The sequence below is a fragment of the Candidatus Neomicrothrix sp. genome (assembly GCF_035329545.1).
Classification (GTDB): Bacteria; Actinomycetota; Acidimicrobiia; order Acidimicrobiales; family Microtrichaceae; genus Microthrix; species Microthrix subdominans.
This window is the reverse complement of sequence record NZ_DAOLGP010000047.1, coordinates 1-24129: the sequence shown is the minus strand read 5'-3', so window position 1 is coordinate 24129 and position 24129 is coordinate 1. Positions and strand designations below refer to the sequence as shown.

Annotated in this window: 22 protein-coding genes; 6 read left to right on the top strand and 16 right to left on the bottom strand. The window is 65.6% G+C overall.

What is annotated here, in order from left to right; genetic code table 11:
* A partial coding sequence (locus tag PKD89_RS17925) for a DNA repair helicase XPB (protein ID WP_324332706.1) occupies nucleotides 1-1414 on the top strand: 1414 nt, incomplete at its 5' end.
* Between the two features lie 50 nt (nucleotides 1415-1464).
* Here PKD89_RS17925 and PKD89_RS17920 read toward each other — a convergent pair.
* On the bottom strand, nucleotides 1465-2769 hold the full coding sequence (locus tag PKD89_RS17920; RefSeq protein WP_289010417.1) for an S-layer homology domain-containing protein: 1305 nt from the start codon (nucleotides 2767-2769) through the stop codon (nucleotides 1465-1467).
* 194 nt (nucleotides 2770-2963) lie between these two features.
* On the opposite strand from PKD89_RS17920, the gene PKD89_RS17915 reads away from it, so the two are divergent.
* Nucleotides 2964-5048 (top strand): glycoside hydrolase family 5 protein, encoded by a 2085-nt coding sequence (locus tag PKD89_RS17915; RefSeq protein ID WP_289010416.1) that lies wholly within the window; start codon nucleotides 2964-2966, stop codon nucleotides 5046-5048.
* Nucleotides 5049-5056: 8 nt separating this feature from the next.
* On the opposite strand, the gene PKD89_RS17910 is transcribed toward PKD89_RS17915, so the two are convergent.
* Both PKD89_RS17910 and PKD89_RS17905 read right to left on the bottom strand, forming a co-directional pair.
* Complete coding sequence (locus PKD89_RS17910) at nucleotides 5057-5866, bottom strand: sugar phosphate isomerase/epimerase family protein (protein ID WP_289010415.1); 810 nt, start codon at nucleotides 5864-5866, stop codon at nucleotides 5057-5059.
* On the bottom strand, nucleotides 5863-7320 hold the full coding sequence (locus PKD89_RS17905) for an NADH:flavin oxidoreductase (RefSeq protein WP_289010414.1): 1458 nt from the start codon (nucleotides 7318-7320) through the stop codon (nucleotides 5863-5865). The genes PKD89_RS17910 and PKD89_RS17905 overlap by 4 nt, the downstream gene beginning before the upstream one ends.
* Before the next feature lie 222 nt (nucleotides 7321-7542).
* On the opposite strand from PKD89_RS17905, the gene PKD89_RS17900 reads away from it, so the two are divergent.
* A complete protein-coding gene (locus PKD89_RS17900; protein WP_289010413.1) occupies nucleotides 7543-7794 on the top strand; it encodes a hypothetical protein in 252 nt (83 codons plus the stop codon).
* On the top strand, nucleotides 7791-8090 hold the full coding sequence (locus PKD89_RS20000) for a type II toxin-antitoxin system PemK/MazF family toxin (RefSeq protein WP_425591264.1): 300 nt from the start codon (nucleotides 7791-7793) through the stop codon (nucleotides 8088-8090). Before PKD89_RS17900 ends, PKD89_RS20000 begins: the two co-directional genes overlap by 4 nt.
* Nucleotides 8091-8172: 82 nt before the next feature.
* Here the strand turns inward: PKD89_RS20000 and PKD89_RS17895 are convergent, their stop codons facing one another.
* The gene (locus PKD89_RS17895; RefSeq protein ID WP_289010412.1) at nucleotides 8173-9231 is read right to left on the bottom strand and encodes a dihydrodipicolinate synthase family protein; all 1059 of its coding nucleotides are present in this window, start codon (nucleotides 9229-9231) and stop codon (nucleotides 8173-8175) included.
* Nucleotides 9228-10238, bottom strand: a complete 1011-nt coding sequence (locus PKD89_RS17890; RefSeq protein WP_289010411.1) for a hydroxyacid dehydrogenase — start codon at nucleotides 10236-10238, stop codon at nucleotides 9228-9230. Before PKD89_RS17890 ends, PKD89_RS17895 begins: the two co-directional genes overlap by 4 nt.
* Nucleotides 10239-10385: 147 nt before the next feature.
* Between PKD89_RS17890 and PKD89_RS17885 the strand changes: the two genes are divergently transcribed.
* Nucleotides 10386-11279, top strand: a complete 894-nt coding sequence (locus PKD89_RS17885) for a DUF1206 domain-containing protein (protein ID WP_289010410.1) — start codon at nucleotides 10386-10388, stop codon at nucleotides 11277-11279.
* A 3-nt stretch (nucleotides 11280-11282) separates the two neighbouring features.
* On the opposite strand, the gene PKD89_RS17880 is transcribed toward PKD89_RS17885, so the two are convergent.
* The 5 genes from PKD89_RS17880 to PKD89_RS17860 form a co-directional block, all read right to left on the bottom strand.
* Nucleotides 11283-11675, bottom strand: coding sequence for a hypothetical protein (locus tag PKD89_RS17880; RefSeq protein ID WP_289010409.1), 393 nt, complete (start codon nucleotides 11673-11675; stop codon nucleotides 11283-11285).
* 57 nt (nucleotides 11676-11732) lie between these two features.
* On the bottom strand, nucleotides 11733-12512 hold the full coding sequence (locus PKD89_RS17875) for an inositol monophosphatase family protein (protein WP_289010408.1): 780 nt from the start codon (nucleotides 12510-12512) through the stop codon (nucleotides 11733-11735).
* On the bottom strand, nucleotides 12509-13300 hold the full coding sequence (locus tag PKD89_RS17870; protein WP_289010407.1) for a DUF1295 domain-containing protein: 792 nt from the start codon (nucleotides 13298-13300) through the stop codon (nucleotides 12509-12511). The genes PKD89_RS17875 and PKD89_RS17870 overlap by 4 nt, the downstream gene beginning before the upstream one ends.
* A 102-nt stretch (nucleotides 13301-13402) precedes the next feature.
* Entirely contained in the window at nucleotides 13403-14056 is a 654-nt protein-coding gene (locus tag PKD89_RS17865) for a hypothetical protein (RefSeq protein ID WP_289010406.1), read from the bottom strand.
* 131 nt (nucleotides 14057-14187) lie between these two features.
* On the bottom strand, nucleotides 14188-15711 hold the full coding sequence (locus tag PKD89_RS17860) for a M1 family metallopeptidase (protein ID WP_289010405.1): 1524 nt from the start codon (nucleotides 15709-15711) through the stop codon (nucleotides 14188-14190).
* 57 nt (nucleotides 15712-15768) lie between these two features.
* Between PKD89_RS17860 and murA the strand changes: the two genes are divergently transcribed.
* Nucleotides 15769-17172, top strand: coding sequence for a UDP-N-acetylglucosamine 1-carboxyvinyltransferase (murA, locus tag PKD89_RS17855; RefSeq protein ID WP_289010404.1), 1404 nt, complete (start codon nucleotides 15769-15771; stop codon nucleotides 17170-17172).
* Nucleotides 17173-17215: 43 nt separating this feature from the next.
* Here murA and PKD89_RS17850 read toward each other — a convergent pair whose 3' ends face one another.
* The 6 genes from PKD89_RS17850 to PKD89_RS17825 all read right to left on the bottom strand — a co-directional run.
* Entirely contained in the window at nucleotides 17216-18388 is a 1173-nt protein-coding gene (locus PKD89_RS17850) for a type IV pilus twitching motility protein PilT (RefSeq protein ID WP_289010403.1), read from the bottom strand.
* 87 nt (nucleotides 18389-18475) lie between these two features.
* A complete protein-coding gene (locus PKD89_RS17845) occupies nucleotides 18476-18814 on the bottom strand; it encodes a type II secretion system protein (protein WP_289010402.1) in 339 nt (112 codons plus the stop codon).
* A gap of 148 nt (nucleotides 18815-18962) precedes the next feature.
* Nucleotides 18963-19517 (bottom strand): hypothetical protein, encoded by a 555-nt coding sequence (locus tag PKD89_RS17840; protein WP_289010401.1) that lies wholly within the window; start codon nucleotides 19515-19517, stop codon nucleotides 18963-18965.
* A 125-nt stretch (nucleotides 19518-19642) separates the two neighbouring features.
* Nucleotides 19643-22633: a MopE-related protein gene (locus PKD89_RS17835; protein ID WP_289010400.1), complete on the bottom strand. Its 2991-nt coding sequence runs from the start codon at nucleotides 22631-22633 to the stop codon at nucleotides 19643-19645.
* Nucleotides 22634-22726: 93 nt separating this feature from the next.
* Nucleotides 22727-23224, bottom strand: a complete 498-nt coding sequence (locus tag PKD89_RS17830) for a type II secretion system protein (RefSeq protein ID WP_289010399.1) — start codon at nucleotides 23222-23224, stop codon at nucleotides 22727-22729.
* Nucleotides 23224-24129 (bottom strand): type II secretion system F family protein (locus PKD89_RS17825; protein ID WP_289010398.1); only part of this gene is annotated, 906 nt, incomplete at its 5' end. The genes PKD89_RS17825 and PKD89_RS17830, both read right to left, overlap by 1 nt.

The window sequence follows — 24129 nt, the reverse complement described above, 5'->3', positions numbered from 1 at the left end:
GGTGCACGCCCAGATGGGCCGTTCCGGCCGCCTGCGGCTGGTGCGCGACCACGACACCGCCGCCCTGGCGCTCCCCTCGGCCGAGCCGGCCTTGTTGGAGGAGGTCAGCCGGGACAAGCAGGTGGCCGAGCTGTTGGGTAACCGCCTGGACGGCAACCGCTTTGCGGTGCGCAATGGCGACCGGGGCGTGCTCAAGCAGGCGCTAATCCGCCTCGGCTGGCCCGCCGCGGATGAGGCCGGGTACGCCAAGGGCACACGGCTGGAAGGGGCCGAGCTCACCGCCGAGCTGCGCTCCTATCAGAGCGATGCGCTGGCCGCCTGGTGGCACGAGGGCAACATCGAGGGCGGCAACGGTGTGCTGGCCCTCCCGTGCGGCGCGGGCAAAACCATCATCGGCCTGGGCGCCATCGCCACAGCCGGAACCCACACGCTGATCGTCGTCACGTCGATCAGCTCGGCGCATCAGTGGCGCCGGGAGCTGCTGGCCAAAACCAACCTGACCGAGGACCAGATCGGCGAGTACTCGGGCGATTCCAAGGAGATCCGCCCGGTCACGATCGCCACCTACCAGGTGCTCACCTGGGCCAAGCGCGGCCTCGGGGCCGACGCCGACATGTTCGACCGCCACCCGCACCTCAAGCTGTTCGACGAGCGCGGTTGGGGCCTGGTGATCTACGACGAGGTGCACCTGCTGCCCGCCCCGGTGTTTCGGGCCACCGCCCGCATCCAGGCGATCCGCCGCCTCGGGCTGACCGCCACCCTGGTGCGGGAGGACGGCAAAGAGGGCGACGTGTTCAGCCTGATCGGGCCGAAGCGCTTCGATGCCCCGTGGAAGGAGCTGGAGGCGATGGGCTGGGTGGCCCCCGCCACCTGCACCGAGGTGCGGGTGAGCCTCACCGACGAGCAGCGCATGGCCTATGCGGTGGCCGAACCGGCGGAACGTCATCGGCTGGCCGCCACGACGCCGTCAAAGCTGGTGGCCCTCGACGATCTGATGAAGAGCCACCAGGGCGACCGGATCCTGGTGATCGGACAGTTCCTCGATCAGTTGGCCAAGGTCGCCGAGCGCCTCGGCGCCCCGCTGATCACCGGCAAGACCCCCCAGAAGGTGCGCGACGAACTGTTCGAGGGGTTCCGTTCGGGCGAGATCGACGTGCTGATCGTGTCCAAGGTGGCCAACTTCTCGATCGACCTGCCCGAGGCCAACGTGGCCATCCAGATCTCCGGGCAGTTCGGCTCCCGCCAGGAGGAGGCCCAGCGCCTCGGTCGCATCATGCGCCCCAAGGCCGAGGGCGGCTCCGCCGAGTTCTACACGATCGTCGCCGCCGAGACCGTCGAGCAGGCCTTCGCCCTCAACCGCCAGCGTTTCCTCGCCGAGCAGGGCTACACCTACACGATCGTCGACGCCGCGTAGCGAGCTTGACTCAGCTCAACCCATGATGGCGCGTGCCTTGAACGTTGTGTTCAACCCCTCACGGCTACCGCTGCGGGGCCGACGTTGCTGAACCTGAATCCTTGACCGGCTTGGAGGTGACCCGCATACACACCCGATTCGCCTCCTGTGGCCAGCCCTCTCGGGATCGAGACAGAACCTCCGAAGTTTGGATCCCCCCACGCAGGCTCGACGGCTCCTGCGTTCCACACCTTTCCTTGCACGGTGTTGCCGACGGTTCGAGCGCAGACCCGCCAGGGGAGGGGCGGCAACGGTTGACCTTCCCGGTAGAAGCCGGGCGCCTCGAACGACCCGAGACCGGTGAAACCCTCGCTACTTCCACTGTCCATGTGGTGGGCATTCCAAATCCACCTAGCGGTCGCCCAGACGTTGTTCGTCAGCGTGAGTGCGGTGGTTCTCCCCCCCGCAGTTCGAATGTGCACGGCAACCCCAGGCTGAGCGAAACCAACGATCGCGCCGGTCACCGACTCGATCGTGGCACAAACCGAATCGGGAGGACTTCCCCTCTTTGCCACGACAACCCGCGTGTTCGCCCCCCTCCCAACTTGGCCGTTGGTGACCTTCACCACCCCATTGGACTCGTCCATCGAGTAACTCCCGTCATCGGTGATCGTCAACATGGTGAAGTCAACGGGGGGTGGCGGGCAGGAGGAGCGCCAGAGGAAGACGGCCATTTGTGCGCGGGTGACCATGTTCGATGGGGAGTATCTGCCGGGTGAAGTGCCGGAGGTGATCCGGTCGCCGACGAGCCACCCGACCGCCGTTCCGGCGAAATGTCCGGCGGGAACGTCGTTGAACCCGTGCGGCCCCACCGGGGTGGGCCCACCGGCTGCTCGCCACAGGAACACCGCCATCTGTGCGCGGGTGACCGGTTGCGACGGCGAGTACGTGCCGGGTGAAGTGCCGGAGGTGATGCCGGCTCCGACCAGCCACCCGACCGCCGTTCCGGCGAAATGTCCGGCGGGAACGTCGTTGAACCCGTGCGGCCCCACCGGGGTGGGCCCACCGGCTGCTCGCCACAGAAACACCGCCATCTGTGCGCGGGTGACCGGTTGCGATGGCGAGTACGTGCCGGGTGAGGTGCCGGAGGTGATGCCGGCTCCGACCAACCAGCCGACCGCCAGGTTGGCGAAGTGGTTGGTGGGAACGTCGTTGAACCCGTGGGTTGCAGGCGCCGCACACGACGACGCCGCCGCATCCTCGAGTCCGGACGGGCCCGGTGGCGGACTGCCTTGGGCGCCCGCCGGCACGCCGAAAGTCACCACCATCACCAACGACCAGCCCATGAGCAAACGAACTGTGAGAAGGCGATTCACCGGTTGACTGTATCCGTTCATCCGGTCAGGGATGCGACTCCACCAAGGCGCTCACGGCAGCGGAAACGAAGTGGTGATCGAGCCTTGGTGCTGAGATTCGAAAGAACTGATTGCTTTCCAGGCGACCCGGGCTACTATTCGGGACAGCGTGATTCTCATTCGGGATAGCGGGGTTTCACACCCAAGGAGTTCGCATGAAAGTCACCGCCCAACGGCTCGCAGCGTTGCTGTTTGCCGTGATCATCGGAAGTGCGGCTCTCCAGCTGAGCGGTGTCGCCAGCGCGGCGCCACTGGCCCCAAACCTGACGGAGGTGGTCGTTCAACCGGACCAACGCACCGTAGAGGTGACCTGGCAACACACGGGGCAGACACTGGTGAGCTACGAGATCTGGTGGCGGACCTCCGGAACGTCGACTTGGCAGTGGGTGTCATCGTCGGCCGGTGGAACCAACAGCTCATGGGTCCCGTACGCGTCGGCACAGAGCACCTACGTCGAGCGGCTGAAGATGCCCGCGTCGGTCGCCAAGACCAAGGTCGACATCGGCATCAAAGCGGTGCAGGGGACCTGCCCGCCCGACTCCAACTGCTCGAACCTCGACGACGCCAAGATCACCAACATAGGAATGAAAGCCGCCCCCAAGGTCACCCTCACTTCGGATCCGACGTCCATCCAAGTCAACTGGACCGCAGCATCGGGCTCGTTCCCATTCGTGTCCTACGACGTGTTCTTGAAACCCACCTCCTACCCCGGCCCGATCGAGGACTGCTGGAGCACCTGGGAGGGCACCCGCAAGAACACGACGAAATCACTCACCAGCGTGCCGGCCGGATGTGGCGGCGGAGCAGTTCAACCTCAGACCCAATATCAGGTTGGAGTCCGAACGATCCAGCAGACCGGCGCCAAGCCCGTTTGGACCACCGTCCGGGTCGCCACAGCCACCACACCGTCGGGCTTGCCGGCGCACTGCCAGTCTACCGACGAGCTGTTTTGCACCGACTTCCCGAACGGGTTCGTGAAGACAGCAGCCTGGCCTGCCGCCCAGCAGGGTGACCCGGTCACCCTGAACGGGGCCAACATCAAACACGCCCCATACCTCAACGGCTCCAACTGGACCACGCCGGCCGTGGTCGACGAGATCAACAACGGCTTCGGGTCCAGCTCGGCACCCAACTGGAACGTCATCAGGCTGAACATGGACTGGCCGACCTACCAGATCGAGCAGGGCGGATCCGTCACCGTCGACCCGGTGGCACTCCAGGAGCTGGACACCGTGATTGACGCAGCCAAGGCCCAGGGGCTGTACGTCATCCTGGTGCCCGCCCATACAAGGTGGCCCGGATCGCTGTGCGGCATGAGCACCCGGATGGCCGATGCGACCCATGACATCCCGAAATGGATGTGGGACATCGTCGCTCCCAGCCTGACTCCGGAGTGCAAGAAGTGGTCGACAACGGCTCAGGACCTCGAGGATGAGGTCTTCGCCCGTCCTGAGTTCAAGACCTACATCCGAACTCTTGCGGACCGATACTCGGACTTCTCGACGAGCGCCAAGGCTGACAGGTCCGAGACCGTGGTGGCTCTGGATCTGATCAACGAACCCAAGGGTGACGGCGGGGTTCAAAGCAAGCAGTCAAAGATGATCGCCAACTACACGGCGATCGTCCAGGACGTTCGGGCCAACAGCACCGCCACCAACAAGATCCTGATGGCCGAGCCAACCCACGGCGACACCTCGCTGGCTCAAAACAGTGCCGACCTGGCGACGTTCGCAGCGTCGAGCAAAAACCTCATGTGGTCCTTCCACGACTACTTCGGTGGCGGAACCGACGGCAGTGAACCACCGACCGACCCCATATGGGGCTATGGCCGCAGCAGCTATGGCTTCCCGAAGGGGCAAGATCGAACCGACAGCAACCCACGGCCATACACGTACGGCAACGAGGCAGCCCAGCACCGCACCTACGTTGAGCAAGTGATCGGCTGGTCTACCGCTCAAGGTCTTCCGGTGTACATCGGCGAGTATGGCGTCTACAACCCGTGCTGGGGCAACGTTGAATCGGAAGCGATGGAGTACGCCACCCAGACCAGGGACCTGTACGACTCCATCCCGATCAGCCCGGGCTCCAGCACCACAGCCCCTGTGTCCCGCACGTGGTGGATCAACGGGTCAAGCAACGCCGCCAGCGCTATGGAGCTCCGACGGGCCAGCACGGCGGGGCCAGCGGGTTGTGGCCCGGAGGTCGGTGGCTATTTTGCCCACGCAGCGGGAACCACCTAGGCAACGTTTCAGGATTCATGAAACCGGGAGATCCACCCGTTGAGGGTGGCGGCGTCCCGGACGACCCGTTCGGGGTCGTCGTCGGCGACGTACTCGAGCAGGCCATATCGGGGCAGGTCCCCGGGCAGCGGCGGAGCCTCGGCGGCGATGGCGAGAGCCGGCTGCCAGAGCTCGGCGCCGTCGGCCAGCGGATAGCGCTCCCCGATGCCCCCGGAACCCCAGACGAACACGTGCAGGTAGGCGAGCGAGCCGGCGACCAGCTTCAGCTCGTCCAGCGCTTCGGCCGGGGTCAGCGCCGGGTCGGGTTGCCAGTGGGTGCGCAGCGCCGGGTGATCGACGGCTGCCAGCACGCTGTGAGCGCCGGCGGCGGTGTGGGTCAGCGTGCCCGGATGGAACTCCAGTGCCACACCCAGGCCACGGGCATCGGCCGCCTGAGCGATGGCGGCCGTCGTCTCGATCACCCTCGCCCGGTCGACCCCGGGCGCATCGCTCTCGATGCCGAACGCCGTCCATACCCGCAGGAGCGGAGCCCCGAGCGCTTCGGCCGAGTCGAGCGCTGCCGCCAGCTCGTCGGGCGGCGAGTCCGGATCGTCGAAGGGGCCGATGCCCAAGTAGGTGCCGTAGCTGGTGACCGCCACCCCGGCGTCGGCACAGCGGCGGGCCACCGCCTGGGCCACCGAGGTCTCGCCGGGCGGCACGTGCCCGTCGGCGCCCCACTCGATGCCGGCCAGCTCGGCCCGCACCGCCAGCGCGATCACGTCGTCGGTGGCGAGCTGGCGCATGGTGATTGAGCACATGCCCGACTCGATCACCCTCATCTCCGAACCTTCCGTCCGACGTTGCGTTTGATCGCCACCAGCTGGCGACGTTCGGGTCGCTCCTTGTAGTACTCGTCCAGCGGGTAGCAGCCCGAGATCAGCCCGTGGCGGGGGCCGGTGGTGCAGTCGCTGAACGTGCGGCACACCAGCCGGGTGCGCAGCTCGGCCCCGGCAAGCAGGTCGGCGGGCATCCACGGGTAGCTCAACATGTTGCGGCCGATGCCCACCGAGGTGACCGCGCCGGTGCGCACCTGGTGCTGGGCGACGTGGCCCAGCCACTGCTGGAAGTACGAGTAGCCGCTGCCGATCACCGCCAGGTTGGGGTGCGCCCGGGTCAGCCGGGCGGTGGCCTCCACCATGACGGCGGCATCGATCAGCGGGTCGCGCGGTGGGGCATATCCGTCGGAGGGCGGGAAGTAGGCGGGCCGTTGGGCGTGCGGGTTGTAGTACGGGCTGCCGGCGGTGAGGCACACCATGCCGACGCCGAGCTGCTCGCACAGGTCGAGAAACCGGTGGGTCTCGGTCAGGTCGATGCCCGCGCCGGTGTCGTCGGCGCCGAAGGGTCGATCCCGATCGCCCTCGGCTGCGGTGACCGGCGCGCCGATGCCGTCGTCGTCGGGAGCGAAGGGCACCAGGTCGTAGGCGGATAGCCGCACCCCGATCGCCAAACCGGGTACCCGCCGGCGGATGCCATCGACGACCGCTCGAAGAAACGCGGTGCGCCCCTCGAAGTCGCCGCCGTAGCGACCCGGGCGTTCGTAGGCGCTGAGCAGCTCGTGCAACAGGTAGCCGTGGCAGTGCTTCACGTCGACAAAGGCAAAGCCGGCCTGATGCGCCCGTTCGGCGGCGACGACGAAGTGGTCGACCAACTCGTCGAGCTGGCCGTCGCTCAGCACCTCGGCCGCGCCGACGCCGAGGCGACGGTCGAGCTCGCCATGGGTGTGGGCGCTCTGGGGCAGCGGATCGCCATGCGGTCGCGACCATCGGCCCGAATGGGTCAGCTGCAACCCCACCACCAGGTCGTCGGTCGACCCGTGCGCCTCGGCGTGGGCGTCGACCAGCCCGGTTCGTAGCCCGGCCAGCGCCTCGGTGGTGGCGTCGTCGCTGATCAGCTGGTGGGGGTTGGCCCGGCCGTCGGGGTGCACCGCCACCGCTTCGCCGCCCCAGATCAGCTTGGCCCCGCTTTCACCGAAGCGTCGCCAGCGGCGGGCGACCAGGTCAGTGGGGGCGCCGTCGGTGGTGCCGTCCCAGCCCTCCATCGGCAACGCACAGAACCGGTTGCCCACCACCAGCTCCCCGGCGGAGGAGTCGCTCACCGTGAACGACTCGGCCAGCGGTCCCCCAGGCTCGACCTCGACATCGACGCCGATCAGGTCGTCGATCCCCAGCTCTCCCAGCCGCTCGGCGAACTCGTTGATATTCGACAGCCGCTTGACCTGTTTGATGTCAATCACCAGTCCCCCGTTCGGTGTCGCGACCCGCCACTCTTACAGCAAGCGATGTACCTCCGTCGCCGCGACGCGTCCGGCGTCGTCCAGCGGGTTGGTGATGGACCACACGTTGTTCTCGGCGGTCATCGATGCGTTGACCCCCGACTTCCCTTAACCTGGGCACGTCCGTCCTTTGGCCGAAGCACCTTGGCACCCATCAGTCAGACCGGTCGGTATAGTGGCGGTATGACACCGGCGGTAGCTCGATCATCAACCACCATCAAGCTCAGCACCGAGACACGCGATCGCATCCGGGCATTGGGTGGCGACACCTACGAGGAAACGATTGTCGAAGCGCTCGATGCGCTCGAGGATGCTCAGTTCTGGGCACAAGCCGAGGCGGCGGCTGCATGGGAGGCATCTCTGCCGGAGGAGGAACGCAGACGCCTGAGGGCCGAGACCGATGCCATCGACGCTGCATTTGATGGCATCGGGTGATCGACTTTGGCGATATTCATCTCGCCGACCTCAACGAGGAACGGCGGCGCCTGGTGTTGGTGGTTTCGACGAGTCGCTTTCACCAACTTTCCGGACGTGCTTTGGTCGCTCCACAGGCAATGGGCCCCAAACGGGAGGTACCGCCTCCCTGGCGGATCCAGGTTGATGGCATCGAGTTCGCGTTCGACACCATGAGGACCGTATGGCTCGATCGCCTACTGGAACGGGTCGACCGAACTCCGGCCAGCGCGACCAGAGCAGTTCGCAGAGCGGTCCGTAGCATCACCGAGGGCTGAGCTGGCACGACACTCCATTTTCGTGGGTTGCACCGAACCCATCGCGGCAAGCCGATCGGCGATGTCGGCGAGCACCGCCCGATCACACGATCGCTTCGAGGCGTTCCGCGATGTCGGCGAGCACCGCCCGGTCACTGTCGGGCCGGGTGGGTGCACCCGCGGGTGTGGCGTCGCTGTCGATCCAGCCCCGCAGCGTGAGAAACATGGCGGCGTCGTGGCGGTAGCCGGGCACCGGCGCACGGAAGGCGAAGAACCCCAAGTACTGCAACAGGTCGTTCAGCTCGTGGAACGATGCTTCCTCTGCGGCCCAGCGTCGGTCGCGTTCGGCGAACGCGTCCGGGGCAAACGCCGACAGGCCCAGCAGGTAGTCCGAGCCGTAGCACACCATGTCGATCGCCAGGTCGTTGCCGGTGAACACCGAGAAGTCGGCCCGCACCTCGTTGCGCAGCGCCAGGCGATCCCACTCCGCCTGGCGGGACAGCGAGCTGTGCTTGGCGCCGATGCAGCTGGCGATGCCGAGCAACCCGCGATACGCCTCGAGGGAGTAGATCCGGCCGTACGGCACGAACATGTCGCCCAGTTCGAAGGCGATGAATCGGTCCAGCTCGGCGCCGAGCGACGCCTGGGCCTCAACCCAGCCCTCCCCGCTCAGCGACGCCAGGCCCCAGGATGGGAACACCACCGGCGTGCCGCCGGCCTCGGCCACCTCAGCTGCGGCCCGGTTGTAGGCGGCGGGGTCGTACCCGTCACCCTGGGTGTCGGGGACGAAGGCACCGGCGGCAAACCCGCCGGGCCCGGCCAGCGATGCCGCGGTGGCCAGCACCCGCGCCCGATCGGGCTCGGGGAGCAGCTGCACGTAACCGGTGTCCATGTTGACCGCCGGGATCAGCCCGGCGTCGAGGGTGCGGCCCAGCAGCGACTCGAAGCCGACCCAGTCCACCTCGCCGCCATCGGTGTGGGGCAACAGCACCGCCGAGTAGCCGACGATGCGACGGCCCGGCACCAGGGCAGGTGTCGGCCCCGGCGCTGCGGCGCCGCCCGCACGCTCGGCGCTGCCCTCCACCTCGGCCCCGCCTTCAAACACGACGCCTGGCGGTCCCCAGTCGTCGGGGTAGACGCTGACCGACCGTTCGTTGCTCATGCCAGCAGGCCGAGGTCGCCGGCCCGCACCTCGTGGTTGAGCGGCCGTCCGGACAGGAACCGGCCCACCTCACCGGCGGCCAGCAACCCCATGCGTTCCGCCTCGTTGCCCATCGACCCGGCGATGTGGGGCGTCAGCACGGCGTTGGGCAGATCCCACAGCGGCGACGTGGGCGGCAGCGGCTCGGGGTCGGGGGTATCGATCCACGCCGCCAGCCGCCCGGAGGCGCATTCGGCCTCGAGCGCAGCGGTGTCGACGATCGACCCTCGGGCGGTGTTGATCAGCCAGGCCCCGTCCCGCATCAGCGCCAAACGCTCGGCATCGATCATGTGGCGGGTGGCGGTCAGCTCGGGTGCGTGCACGGTGACGATGTCGGACCAACTACACAGCTCGTCGAGCCCCATCGGGGTGGCGCCCAGCTCGTCGACCTCCTCCGGGTCGAGATACGGGTCGCGCAACCCCACCTCGACGTCCAGTGTGCGCAGGCGCTCCAGCACCAGCCGCCCGATCTTGGAGGCGCCGATCACCCCCACCTTCAGCCCGTGGGTGCCCAGCGGCCCGGCGGGGCCGACACCCGACACCCAGCCCTCGCCGCGGTTGGCGCGGTAGGCGTCGCGCACCCGGAGGACGTCCTTGGCGATCATGACGATGGCGGCGAAGGTGAACTCGGCCACCGGTACGGCGTTGGCTGCAGCGGCCGACGAGACGGCGACGCCCCGGGCCCACAGCTCGTCGGTGACCACCGCCTTCACCGTGCCGGCGGCGTAGGCCAACAGCCGCAGCGCCGGCAGCCGGTCGAGCGACGCGGCGTCGAGCGGCGCACATCCCCAGCTGCCGATCAGCACCTCGACCGCTTCCAGCTCGGCGAGGGGCGTCGACATCAGGTCGATCGGGGCATCGTCGACCAGCGTGACCACCTGGGCGAGGGCCGCCCGCACCTGAGGGGTGATCACCAGATCGTCGACGCCCGGCCACATGATCAGCGCCGCGTTTGGTCGTGTCGTCATCAGCAACCTCCTGGCCAACAGAGGAGCCTGCCACATGCCCCGGCGGCCTCGCCCGAGGTCCGCTCACGGCCCGGGGTCGTTTGGCCGAAGCGAGGCGCGGGTAGTCCCAGCGCCGTGGCGGAGCGCCACGAGGGAGCGCTGTTGCACATGACCGATCCAAACTCGTCGTCCAACGGCGCTGCCGGCACGGCGCAACGCGCCAACGACGCCGCCGGCGACAAGCTGGACGACGTCGCCGACAAGACCAACGAGAAGCTCGATGAACACCCGTGGGCGGAGTGGCTGCCCAAGGCGGGCTGGCTGGCCCGGGGTTTCGTCTATGCGTTCATGGGCTGGACCGTGCTGTTGATCAGCTTCCAGAAGGATTCGGCCGACGAGGCCTCCTCCAAGGGGGCGGTGGTCGCCTTGGCCGACCAGTCATATGGCCGTATCGCGATCGGTGCGCTGGCGATCGGTTTGGTCGCGCTGGTCGCGTGGCAGGCGCTGTCCCTGGCGCTGATCCGCGACACCGACGCCAAGTCGTGGCTCAAGCGGCTGAGCGCTGCGGGCACCATGATCTTCTACGGTGCGTTGGCCTTCACGGCCACCCGTACCGCGCTCGGCATGGGCGCCGACAAGGGCGGCGGTATCGAGCGGTTGTCGAAGGGCCTGTTGTCCTCCACCCCCGGCCGCATCGTCGTGTTCGTCGGCGGAGCGATCGCCCTCGGCGTCGCCGGCTACCGGGCCTATAAGGGCTGGGAGCACAAGTTTCTCAAGCACCTCGACCTGGACGGCTGCGATCCCCGCCGTCGCAAGCTGATCGCCCGTCTGGGTGCCGTCGGCTGGATCGGACGTGCCTTCGTGGTGGGGCTGGTGGCGGTGTTCTCGATGTGGGCGGCGGTCACCGCCGACCCCGACAACGCCGTCGGCTTCGACCAGGGCCTGCGTAAGGTGTCGGTCACCGCGTGGGGCTTCGTTCTGGTGGCTCTGGCCGGGTTGGCGCTGATCGCCTATGGGCTGTTTTGCGTGGTCTCGCTGAAGTACCGCGAGATCCGGGACTGAGCCTCAGCTCGGTCCGAAGACCGACAGAGCGATCAACACCCCGGCAAGGGTCAGAAAGGCGCTCAACAGCACGGTCTGCATGCGACGCAGGGACCCTTCGAAGTCGGCGCGGAGCTGGGCGGTATCTGCGCGTTGCTCGGCTGTCCGAGCGTTGAGCAGCAACCCAAACCGCTCGTCGGTTCGTTCGAAGCGCGCATCGATCCGGTCGAACCGATCATCAATTCGGCCGAACTTCATCTCGAAATGCTCGGTGAGTTGGTCGAGGTCGCGTTTGATGGCGACGTCCGCCCACCCGACCGGCGGGAGCAGTTCCATCAACGGGGCGCCCTCCTTCGTTCCCAGCACTTCGGTGGCCCGTTCCTGCAAATGGTAGCGATCTTCGTTGGTGACGCTCATCACCGCTCCTCCTTCGAGGGTTGCAGATCACCCTACGAACGACAGGTGACAACCAACTCAGCGGTGCAGCAGGTCGATCACCTGGTCGTGGATGTGGCCGTTGGTGGCCAGTCCGTGACCACGATCGGCGCCCTCGTGGCCGTCGAGGGCGGTGAAGCGGCCGCCGGCCTCGGCGAGGATCACCGACATGGGGGCCACGTCCCACTCGGCCACGACCGGGTCGACCATGGCGTCCGCCTCACCGGTGGCCACCAGCGCGTAGCCGTACCCGTCGCCCCAGGTGCGCAGCAGGGCGCCGGAGGCGTGCGCCGCCTGCACCTGCTCGGGACTCCAGGATCCGAATCCGCTGGTGCACAGCAGGGCGTCGCCGATCGCCGAAGTGTCGCTCACCCGGGCGGGACGCTCCCCGTGGAAGTCGACGACGGTGCAGCCCAGACCACGTCCAGCGAACACCCGTTGTCCCAGTGCGGGTAGCTCGATGATGCCGACCGCCGGGCCGTGTTGGTCCTCAACCGCCACCAGCGTCGAATACAGCGGCACGCCGCGGGTGAAGGCTTTGGTGCCGTCGATCGGGTCGATGATCCAGCGGCGCTCACCGGAACCGGGGCTGTGCCCCTCCTCCTCGCCGAGGATGGTGTCTTCGGGGGCGAACTCGCCGATCAGCCGGCGGAGCCGGGCCTCGGCCGCCTTGTCGGCGGCGGTCACCGGGGTGCCGTCGCCCTTGTGCTCCAAGTCCAACTCGTTGCTGCGAAACCACTCGAGCGTCAGCGCCCCCGCCTCGGCGGCAAACCGGCAGGCGGCGGCCAGCAGTTCGGGATCGGCGGCGGGGGTACTCATGGCTGCTCCTGGGCGGTCGTGGGCGACTTGGGCGGCATGGGAAAGAAGGTGGACGTGCGGGCGATGTAGTCGGCGTAGCCGGGGCGGCGCTTGGTGATCGTGCGCTCCAGCATGGTCACGCCCGACACCCGCAGCAGGAAGACGCTCATCACGATCGGCCCGACGATGCCCCACCAGCCACCGGCGGCGAGGGACACCAGAAACAGCCCCCACCACACGGTGAAGTCGCCGAAGTAGTTGGGGTGGCGGGTGTAGCGCCACAGGCCCCGGTCCATCACCTGGCCCTCGTTCTCCGGCTTGGCCTTGAAGCGTGCCAGCTGAGCGTCGCCCACCGTCTCGAAGGTGAAGCCCACCAGCCACACCGCCACACCCAACCAGGCCACCCAGCCCAGCGCCACGTCGTCGCCGGCGGCGGTCAGCTGCACCGGCAGCGACACGATCAGCACCAGCGCGCCCTGGAGGCCGAAGGTTTGGATCAGGCTGAACCACCAGAACTTGTCGCCGAAGCGCTTGCGCATGGCCACGTAGCGCTTGTCCTCGCCGGTGCCCCAGTTGCGCCACAGCAGGTAGCCGGACAGGCGGAGCCCCCAGACGGTGACAAGCACTGTCAGCAGGTCGACCCGGGCGTTGGGGTCGCCGACAGCGCGGGCGGTGTGGGCAACGATGACAAAGGCCAAGCCCCACACCAGGTCGACGATGCTGACGTCGGAGAGAAGCACCGACGCCACCCAGGTGGCGAACATCAGCACGATGACGGCCACAGCGCTGGCGCCAAAGACGGCGCCCATCAGTGGGCGCTCGGGGTGGTCGGGCTCATCGCTGCGGATCCTCCGGTTCGGTCGACCCGCTCAGTCTGGCCGCTGCCGGCCGAGTTTCGCAGCCCGCCGTGTTCAGTCCGACCTGGCAATGAGTGGAATCCCAAACCGGTTCCGTTCGTTGTCGGTGAACGGCTCGGTGAGAAACTCGTAGAAGTCGGGCCGGTGGACACAGAGACTGTTTTCTAGGGTCACCATCTCCTCGCCGACCGGCAGAGTATCGAACCCGAGGTGATGCTGAACGGGTCCGAGCGCTCGAAACATGATGCCGTACTCATCCCTGAAGATGTCCAGCGTCATCGGATCGACCGAGGCGACCAGGCTCTCGGCCCCGTGCCGGCGAGCGAACACGTAGACCGAGCGATACAGCAGTTCCGTGGTCTCCTCCGGCGCCCCGGGGGCGACGGCGATCAGCGGACACTCGCAGACGAACCCCTCAGGTCGCTTGTCTCGATCGATGAGCCCACCGAGGCTGACCTGATCGATCGTTCCGAGGGATGCACGCATGACGCCGACCGGTTCGCCTTTCGGCGACACCACGACGTGGAAGGACGTTCGCCCCACAGGCCGATGGGACGGCGGGACTGCGTGCTCTGCCCCCTCAACCCCGGCTTCGGCCAGATTGTGTCGATAGATCTCGGCTGCCCGCGACAACAGCGGGTCGCCCATCACCACATGGACAGACAACTGAGCGCCCAGGGACGGCTCGACACTCTCAGCGATACTCATTGGGTTCTCCGTTTCGTCGGTAGGTGAAGAGAATTCACCCGCCTTCCTGCAGACTATTCAGCCGCTACCCAAGATGTCCACGGTGATCACCACCGGTGCCCAGTTGCAGCGAGCCGGCATACCATCCAGAGTTATGGCGGCTGGGGATCGGTGAGCCACGCCTCGACCAGCTGCCGGGTGTCCGTTTCGTCGGAGCGCTCGACCAGGTCGAGGAAGTCGTCGGTGGTGGCATTGGCCAGGGCGTTGTCGGCGGCCCAGGTTGTCATGATCGTAAAGAATGCCTCGTCGCCCACCTCATCGCGCAATGCCTTCAGGGTGAGGCCGCCCCGCTGGTACACGTTGGGGCCGAACAGGTCGTCCGGGCCGGGGTCGAGCGGCGGGTCGAGCGAGGACCCCGCCGACAACGGTGGTCCGCCCGTGCCGCCGTCGCTTTCCGCCCACAGCCACTCGCCCATCGTGGCGAACCCTTCGTTGAGCCAGACGTCCTCCCAGGCGTCGAGGCCGACCGAATCGCCGAACCACTGGTGGGCCAGCTCGTGAGCCTGGATCACGGGGTCGTTCCACGCGTCGGACCCGAACAACGAACGGGTTTGGGTCTCCAGCGCAAAGCCCAACGGCCGGTCGACGACCAGGATGCCGTAGGTCTCGAAAGGGTAGGGGCCGAAACGCCCGGCGAACAGCGTCATCATGGCGGGCAGTTGCCCGAGCATCGCCTCCACCTCGGTCTTGCCGCTGGCCTCCACCACCTCGTCGGCCACCGCGCTCAGCAGCGGGATGCCACCGGGGGCGGTGCCCTCGAAGAACGTGTACTGCCCGACCGCCACCGTGGCCAGGTAGGTGGCCATCGGATCGCGGGGTGACCAGGTCCAGGTGGTGCGACCGCCCTCGGTTTTCATTCCGGTGCGGGTGCCGTTGGCCACCGCCTCCACCCCCTCCGGCGTGGTGACCTCGAAGCTGAAGGTGGCCTTGTCGCTCGGGTGGTCGTTGGCCGGAAACCAGTTGCTCGCCCCGTCCGGCTCGGACGCGACGTAGCTGCCCATGCCGGGCTCACCAATCCAGCCCAGCTCGCCGAGGGTGTCCGACCCGCGGGGCTCGGGCATGCCCTCGTAGTCGACGATCACCACCACCGGCTCGTCGGCGGGCAACGGCGCCTCGGGGGTGAGCACCAGGTCCAGGCCCGCCCGGCGTTGTTCCACCTTCTTTCCGTCGATCGTCGCCTTGGTCACCGTCAGGCCGTCCAGGTCGAAGCGCAGCTCGTCGAGGTCCTCGGTGGTGCGCAGCGCAATGGTGGCCACCGCCTCGAAGCTCACCAGGTCGTCGTCCATGTCGAGGACCAGGTCGTAGGAGGCCACGTCGTAGCCGGGGTTGCCGCTGTCGGGGAAGTAGTCATCGCCGATCCCCAGTGCGGCCTCGTCGTCGACCCCGTCCTCGGTTGACCTGTCGGCGGCTGCGGGGTCCTCGGAGGTCCTGGTCGAACCGTCCGGCGACGATTCTGCCCGGGTGGTCGACGCCTCGGTCGCGCCACGGTCGGCCGCCTCGGAGGCCGGCGACAACCCCGCCCCGCAGCCGGCCAGCACCGTCGCGCAGAGCGCGCCGAGCGCTCGCTGGCGCAGGCCGGCGGCGCGGCGGCGCCGGGTCTCGGCTCGGGGTGGCATGTGGCCCATTCTGTCCGCTGACCAATGACGATTCCGGGCAGGAGTAGCCTTGACGCCATGGCGATCACCGACACAGACCTCACCACGGTGCCCCAGCCAACCCAATCTGAACCTTCCACCCCCATGGCGTCCACCTTCGGCGCCGGTCACGCTGAACGCTGGCGGATCACCGGTGGATCACCCGTATCGGGGGAAGTTCGGTCGGCCGGGGCAAAAAACGCTGTCACCAAGGAACTGGTGGCCACGCTGCTCACCGACGAACCGTGCACGTTTACCAACGTGCCCCGCATCGGCGAGATCGACGCAACGCTGCCGATGCTGGCGCAGCTGGGCACCAAGTACGAGTGGGTCGGCGACCACACGCTCACCCTGCACACACCCGAGATCACCGGCCAGATCTCCGAGGAGTACTCGGGTATCAACCGCATCCCCATCCTGTTCATGGGGCCGCTGCTCAACCGCATCGGCGAGGCCGAGGTGCCGCTGGTGGGCGGGTGCACGATCGGCCCCCGACCCGTCGACTATCACGTCGAGGGGCTGCGGGCGATGGGCGCCGAGATCGACATCTCGCCGCACCGCTTCCGGGCCACCACCGACCGCCTGGTCGGCATCCGCCACCGGCTGCCGTACCCGTCGGTCGGCGCAACCGAGAACCTGATCCTCGCCGCAGTGACCGCACGGGGCACCACGGTGATCGAGAACGCGGCGATGGAGCCCGAGGTGGTCGACCTGGTGCTGTTCCTCCAGAAGATGGGGGCCAACATCGCCGTCGACATCGACCGGCGCATCGTGATCCAGGGGGTGGACCGCCTCGGTGGCGCCACCCACCGTGTGATCGAGGACCGCATCGAGATCGCCTCCTACGCCGTGGCCGCCGTCGCCACCGGCGGCGAGGTTGAGGTGCTCGGCGCCCGCCAGGAACACCTGCTGACGTTCCTCAACGCGCTGCGCCTCGTCGGGGGCAACTTCGAGGTGCACGACCAGGGCATCCGCTTCTGGGCCGAGGGACCACTGACCTCCCACCACATCGAAACCGACGTTCACCCCGGGTTCATGACCGACTGGCAACAGCCCTTCGTCGTGCTGCTCACCCAAGCCGACGGCCCCTCGGTGGTGCATGAGACCGTGTACGAGAACCGCTTCGGCTACACCAAGACTCTGTCCCGCATGGGTGCCAACATCAGCCTCACCAGCCAGTGCCTGGGCAGCCGCACCTGTCGCTTCGCCAACCGCGACTTCAGCCACTCGGCGGTCATCTCGGGGCCCACCCCGCTGAAGCCGAGCGACCTGGTGATCCCCGACCTGCGGGCCGGATTCGCCTACGTGCTGGCCGCGTTGATCGCAGAGGGCACCTCGACGCTGCACGATATCGGCTACCTCAAGCGCGGCTACGAGGACATCCCCGGCAAGCTGGGCGCGCTGGGCATCAACGTCGAGGAACTGGACGCACCCGACGCCTGAGGCTCAGTGTCCTTCCGAGGACACTCGCATTCGGCTACAACTGCTACCTGCGGAGCCGACCGGCCCCGGTCTTCTTTCGCGTCGGAGCCGCAGGTGCTGGTGCGCCATCGTCATCGCCGCTGAAGGTACGCCCGTTGCTGCTCGCTCCTGTGTGAAGCCCAGCGATTTCTTCGGGGTGTACTGATGCGTGAAGGGCTTCGTCCATGGAAATCGTGCCGGCCGCAACAAGGTTGCCGAGCGTCTGCTCCAACAGCACCATTCCGTACTGACTTCCTGTAGAAATCGCGTTGCGAATCTGACGAACCTTCTGCTCGCGAATCAGGGCCTGGACCCCGGGCGTTCCCATCAGTACCTCGTAGGCGGCAACGCGACCACCTCCAATGCGCTTTACCAACCGCTGGCTGATCACGGCAGAGAGGGTGAGCGAGAACTGCGTCCGAATTTGGGATTGTTGTTCGGGTGGAAACACGTCGATGATGCGGTCGACGGTCTGGGCCGAGTCGTTCGTGTGCAGGGTGCCAAAGACCAAGTGGCCGGTCTCCGCCAAAGTAAGAGCAAGGCTGATCGTTTCCAGATCCCGCATCTCGCCCACGAGCACTACGTCGGGATCTTCCCGAAGCGCTGCCCTCATCGCCTCTGCGAACGTCAGCGCATCCTCGCCAACCTCGCGCTGATTCACCAGCGCCTTCTTTGACTCGTGCACGAACTCCACTGGGTCTTCAATGGTGAGAACATGAAGATCACGATTGTTGTTGATCCAGTCGACCATGGTCGCCAAGGTCGTGGTCTTACCCGAACCGGTCGGGCCGGTGACCAGCACAAGCCCGTGGGGAAGCCGGACCAGATCCTCGACCGATTCCGGCAGACCGATCTCTTGCGGCGTTGGGACATGCGAAGGAATCACCCTGATTGCCATTGCAGCGCGCCCCATTTGATGGAACGCGTTGACACGGAACCGGTGGTTGTCACCCCACGAGAAGGCCAAGTCGATCTGGCGATCCCGGTCGAATGCCTCGCGTTCAGTGTGGTCGAGGAGGAGCGCTATCACATCGTCGAGGTTCTCGACCGTGAGACGCTCGGCGTCTGGGACGGGAATCAGTTCACCATCAATGCGCATGCGCGGGGTTGAGCCAGCAGCCAGATGCAGATCGGTGGCGGCGCTAGAGGTGAGCACCTCAAGCCAGTGGTCAAGTGACCGAGTGTCTGGAACGTGCATGCAGCTGCCTTTCGGGATTGGCTTATCAGCTGACGGGGGGAGCGGCCTGCGGTTCAGACCGCTCCCCCACCCTTCAGCAGCGGAACATCAGGTGCAGGGCGAAACCGGCGTGTAGGTCGGAGGACCGGCAGCGGCGGAGGTGTAGGCGTACAGGTCCGACTCACTGTCGAGGAACCCGCCTGAGACGAGCGCTGCTTCCGACGTTGCGTAGGTGCCCTTCTCAGCGCGATAAGCCTGCGCTGCTGTCTTCATCGTGCGAAGGTCGGTCTTACATGCGGACGTCTGACCACTATCACTGATGCCGCTCACAGCGAACACGACCACGCCAGACAGGATCGCCAGGATGGCGATGACGACGAGCAGTTCGATCAGGGTGAAACCGCTCTGGCCGTTTGCACGACGCTTGGCAGCAAGTGTTGCTTTCATTGGGTCCCTCCAGGGGATTGGTGCGTGCGGTGGCACGCGGTGTGGGTTGATGGACACCGCTGCACCACGAAGGCGGAACGGCTGGCCGAGGTGGAAGCCTCGACGTACTTATAGAGCCCTGGAACGGTCGGGCTCTGAAGATCTTGGATCATGGACACACCACCGGATCAACGGGCAGCGTGGCATCCGCAGGCTCCTTGCATATGCGCTTGTTCTCTGTGATCACACTTCTGCCAAAACTCTCCTCGACGATGGGAGGAGTCGCGGTGGTATCGGTGTAAACGTCGACGATTCGCACCGTGGTGGTGGCTCGAGCATTCGTTCCAGCGGGTCCATCGACAACGGCAGTCAGCGAAACCTTGCGTTCGCGATCGGTGCCGTCAACTGCCAGTGGAGCGCATGACACCTGCACGTTGAGTCCGTCGATTACGTATCGTGTTGGCAGCGCGTCTTTAGCGCCACCGATCCGTTCTCCATTGCCCAGGCAGGGCGGGCCTGTCGGGTCCATGCTTCCGCCGTTGTCGATGTACTTGCCTGCAAGGCTGTTTCGATCGACCTGATCACCGGGCGACGCAGGTGCGTCGGGCGCCGCATTCCTCAGGTATTGGATCGCCGACTGCAATCCGCTCTGTGCCGCAGCTAGCTCAGCTGCATCTTCAGCTTGCCGATTTGCGATCCGGACCGAAGTGAGGTTGTAGGTCATGGTCGCCAGAATGACCAACGTCGAGAATGCAAGGATCGCAAGAGTTGCGAGCAGAGCAAAACCTCGTTGATCAGCTCGTGGTCTACGCCGATCCGGCCTTAGGAATGACCCTGGTAGCAAACCCATCACACGTTGCCCGTCGGCAAGTTGTCTCCGCCAGCCCCTTCGCCACCTGCAACTCCGGTGGACCCGCCTGTTCCCCCCAAGCTGGTTGAGCCACCAACGTTGGTGACGCTCGTCTGAGCCACGGTTGAGTTGTGGGTAGCGATTCCAATCGACGGCCCGCCAGCGCCTCCACCCCCAGCGCCGGAGTTTCCACCAGCGCCGCCGCTTCCACCGGCGCCGCCGCCACCGCCGTCGCCGTCCATCCACGATTCAGGGAATGGGATCGTCCATCCGAAGAGTCGGTACGTATCGGCGCTGAGACAAACCTCGTATGGGTTCCAATACGTCCTGACACAGCCCTTTAGGCCGCCTGCCCCGCCTTCACCACCTGGTTGCCCAATTCCGCCTGCGCCACCAACCCCACCCTGGCCGCCCTGGTCGCGGATGATGATCACGCGATTCAACGTGACATCGGAACTGGATGCAAAGATGGGGAACGACGCCCCGCCGCCCATCCCTCCACGGCCGAACCCGGGAGCACGCGCGCCTCCGGCGCCGCCACCCCCACCGCCGCCGCCCCAATCATCTATTCCAGCATCGGACCCGCCGCCGCCACCTCCACCGCCACCACCACTTCCGTACAATCCCAACGTTCCGGAACCGCCCGTCGTCAGGGACGACGGTTGCCACCAACCGTTCACGATGGAGCCAGTCTTGTTGTTGGAACCGCTTCCACCCGAACCGTGTGACGTGCAACCGTCACCGCCTTTTCCGCCGGGACCTCCCTTTCCACCAGACCAAATTTGGGTATATGGGGCGCCGCCGCCCCCTCCGTTTATCGTGCATCCTGAAGCTGCGACAGACTGGCCATTAAGGCCGCCGGTCGCATTAAGATTAGAAATTTCGTACCACTTCTCCTTGCACCATGTATCGATCTTTCCTCCCTGTCCGCCCGCTCCGCCGGGGTGAAGACCGTTTTCACTCCCTCCAGCACCGAAACCCATAGGCGTTGAGTCATCGCAGCTACCGCTACCATCCGCTTCCAACGAGTTCACACCTCGTCCGCCCGTCGGCGCAGGAGTTGCTGATGCAGAGGCTCCATCCGCGCCTTTTCTCCCAGTACCAGCTACTCCCCCAAACACCTGCACGTCCTCGACGAGTGGCGCAGTTGCGGAAGATGAGACGATCAGGCCATAAGTAGAGAGGCCCCCTCCAGTGGAGTTCTGCTCGATCGGCACATTTGCGGCACGGAAAGTGATCGTCTTGATCTCTGTCGCAGTTGCGCTATTCGCCCCACTAATCAACGCGGCAAACGCTGCGTCTCGGCTGGGATCCTTCGAACCAATGACCGTGGATGGGGTTGAACCATCCGAGGTTTGAAAAGAATTGTTGTATCCACCCTTGAGGCTCCTGTTCCCTCCAACGATGAACCGGCTGTAAGAGGAGCCTCCGGCAACAGCAATCTGCTTCTTTGTGTCCGACGATGCTTGAACAGCGCGAGCAATCTCTCGACAAGGAGCATCGAACGTGCACGGATTAGTATCATTGCCAAGTTCGCTTACGTACAAAGTGTTGTCCGACCCGTCACGGCCGTTGCAGTCTTGGTCGAGCCCGTCGAGAGGATCGGGGGCGCCCGGGTACCTGGTGGCGTCCGCGTCATCACAATCGGCGTAATTGGGAGGAAACTGAGGATCCGGAGCCGGAGGTTGTGGAGAGAAACCGTCGGCGTCTTCGTCCACCACGGCTACCTTCGTGACTGAGTCTGTCTTGCCCACCTGATCGGTCACCGTGACTCTCGCAAGTTTGGTGCCGTTCGTGGTAATCGTGTGGCTGAGCGTCTGATCCGTGTCGATCGTTCCATCCGCCGCACGCGTGATGGTCTTGGCCGCTTCAATCGCAGCAGGATCAGTCGGATCGGCTGCATACTTGGTCTTGTCGATGAACTCAATGACGTACTGGTCGATGGTGTCATCGAAGGCTGGGGAGTTGCTTGCGTCCTGATCAGCGTTGGACGCTGCGGTGGTATCGAAGCCGTCCGTGGAACCCCTGGCGTCGGCCACGACCGTCTGAGTCTTACGGGCAGGCACCGGTGACAGGTCGAGCTTGGCGATCGGGTCGTATTCATCGACGACGATCTTGAGGGTCTTGGTGTCCTCAGAACTGTCCGTACCGGTACCGGTCTTGGCGACGACCGTCACCTCGTAGGTGTCATCGTCGGTGGTGTCAGGATCGAATCGGTGGGTGATTTCGTTACCCATGACGCCACCACCCAGATCCACTGATGCGCCGTTGTCTATTGGGTCCGTACCGTCCCCAAAGTCCCACAGGTAACTGCCGGCGGATTGGGCAGGATTATCTGTGTCGTTGAACTCCGCTGTGAACGTCACCAAAGTTGACGACGCAGGTGACATCGTCCCTGTCGCGGCGACGGGGTTTTTGTCAGCCGTGAGGTCCCCGTCGGTGATGACATTTAGGTTTCGCTTTGCCTCGACGGTCATGTCGTCGTCGACATCATCGTCGGGACCGAAGACCTTCATCTTGACGGTCTCACATTTCGTGGACGTGGGGCTGTCGTCGCAGGTGACGACCGGCGACGCCTTCATTGCCGGGACCACCTCGGTGTATTCGGACACCACCGAAGACGTGTTGTCACACACCCGACGCCACAGAGAATCCGGAGTCGTCCCGGAGGGAAGGTCCTCGGTAGAACGTGCGACTGAATAGACCGTGCGGCTCACCGGCGTCTCACGACTGAGCAGCGACAGTACGACCGTCCCACCGTCACCGGCGCCGATGCCGGCGTCAACGCCGCCGACCGGATTGCAGTCGGTGCCCCCCTTCTCGGCGGTGCGCGCCTGAGCCACGTCACGCGCAAAGTAGGTCTGCAAGAGTCCGAAGCCATTGGACTCCTGGTTGCGAGTGCCGATCGAGACGTCCGATTGGAAAGCCAACGCCGACCAGCCAAGGACCGGGACCAAGACCATGGAGACCAACGCGATGGTGATCAGCATCTCGACCATGGTGATGCCCGCGCTTCCGCGGCGACCGTGACCGTTTGCTCCAATTCTCACGTGTTTCCAGGGACCGCGCCGTGCACTCATGCCTCAGCAACCTTCGCAATGTGTTGGGTCGCGCTTGACGACCACCGCTGTTTCCGTTTGTCCGCTTCGGGACGCCGTAATGGTGAGGAGCTGCGCACCCTGGTCATTACCTGGGCACGTCGCTTGATACTGGGACCCGTCGAAGTAGGAGGCAGTGACCGCAAATGTCACCTCTGGAAAGTCAGGGACGAACGGATCGGGGGTCGTCGTCGGATAGTCCACGACGCCAGCGTCGCACGGCTGATACCCCGTCGAGTCTGCTTGAAGCCTTTCGGCGGCGATGGTAAGCGACCCCGCAAGCTCTCGTTTAGTCGCAACCACTCCTGATGACTTCACCGCTGTCAGCAGTCCGGCCATCACCACCAGAATCACTGTCGAAACCAGCGTCAACATGACCAAGACCTCGATCAGGCCAAACCCGTCGCTCCGCCGACGGCGCGCGGCGATTCCAGGGCTACCGCTCTCGACTGCGTCGACTTTGATCGTGCGGAGCAAGACCATCACACCTGCCCGTAAATGCCGTACATCGCGGAAACCATGGCCAAGGCCACGAACCCCACCACAACGCCGATGAACACGATGATGGCCGGCTCGAACCACTGGGTGAGCTTCTCGACCGAATAGGTCAGCTCCTCCTCGTGAAAGCTGGCGACGTTCTCGAGTTGATCGGGCAGCTCACCGGTCCGCTCTCCAACCCGAACCATCTGGATGACCGTTTTTGGAAAGAGTCCAGTGTCCTGGAGCGGCTGCGCGAAACCTTGACCTGCCAGCATCTTCTCGGATGAAGCGCTGAGCTTGCTCTGAAAGACAATGTTGTTGGTCGCTTCAATTCCAACCGGCAGCGCCTCCGGAAGGGGAACGCCGGAGTTCAACAGCACCGAAAGGACTCGAGCGAACCGCTCGGTAGCACTGTTTTGAACTACGGCTCCAACGACTGGTGCCTTCAGCAGCATCCGGTGAAACACCGGCTTGCCGGCCCGGCTTTTGAAGAAGACCGTCAGGCCGATGATCACCGCAACGGCCACTACTCCGGTGATCAACCCGGCTGTGGAACCGACAAAATCAGACACCGCCATCAACATGCGGGTTGGGAGGGGTAGCTCCGCGTCAAAATCTTCGAAGAAGGTCGCAAAACGAGGGATGGCGAAGACGACGATGATCAAACAGACCCCGATGGCAACCGCCAACAGGATGCACGGGTAGATCAGTGCCTTGCGGACCTGCCGGGTGAGAGCAAGATCACGCTTGATGTAGTCGGTGAGCTGATCGAAGGCCTCGTCCATGCGACCGGTGAGTTCGGACGAGCTCAGGATCGGGCCGTAGTAGTTGGGAAATACGTCGCGGTGAGCGTCTAGGTGGCTGGTGTCTTTCGGGGTGGCCTGAGGGCTGGGCCGGATGGTGGGGCT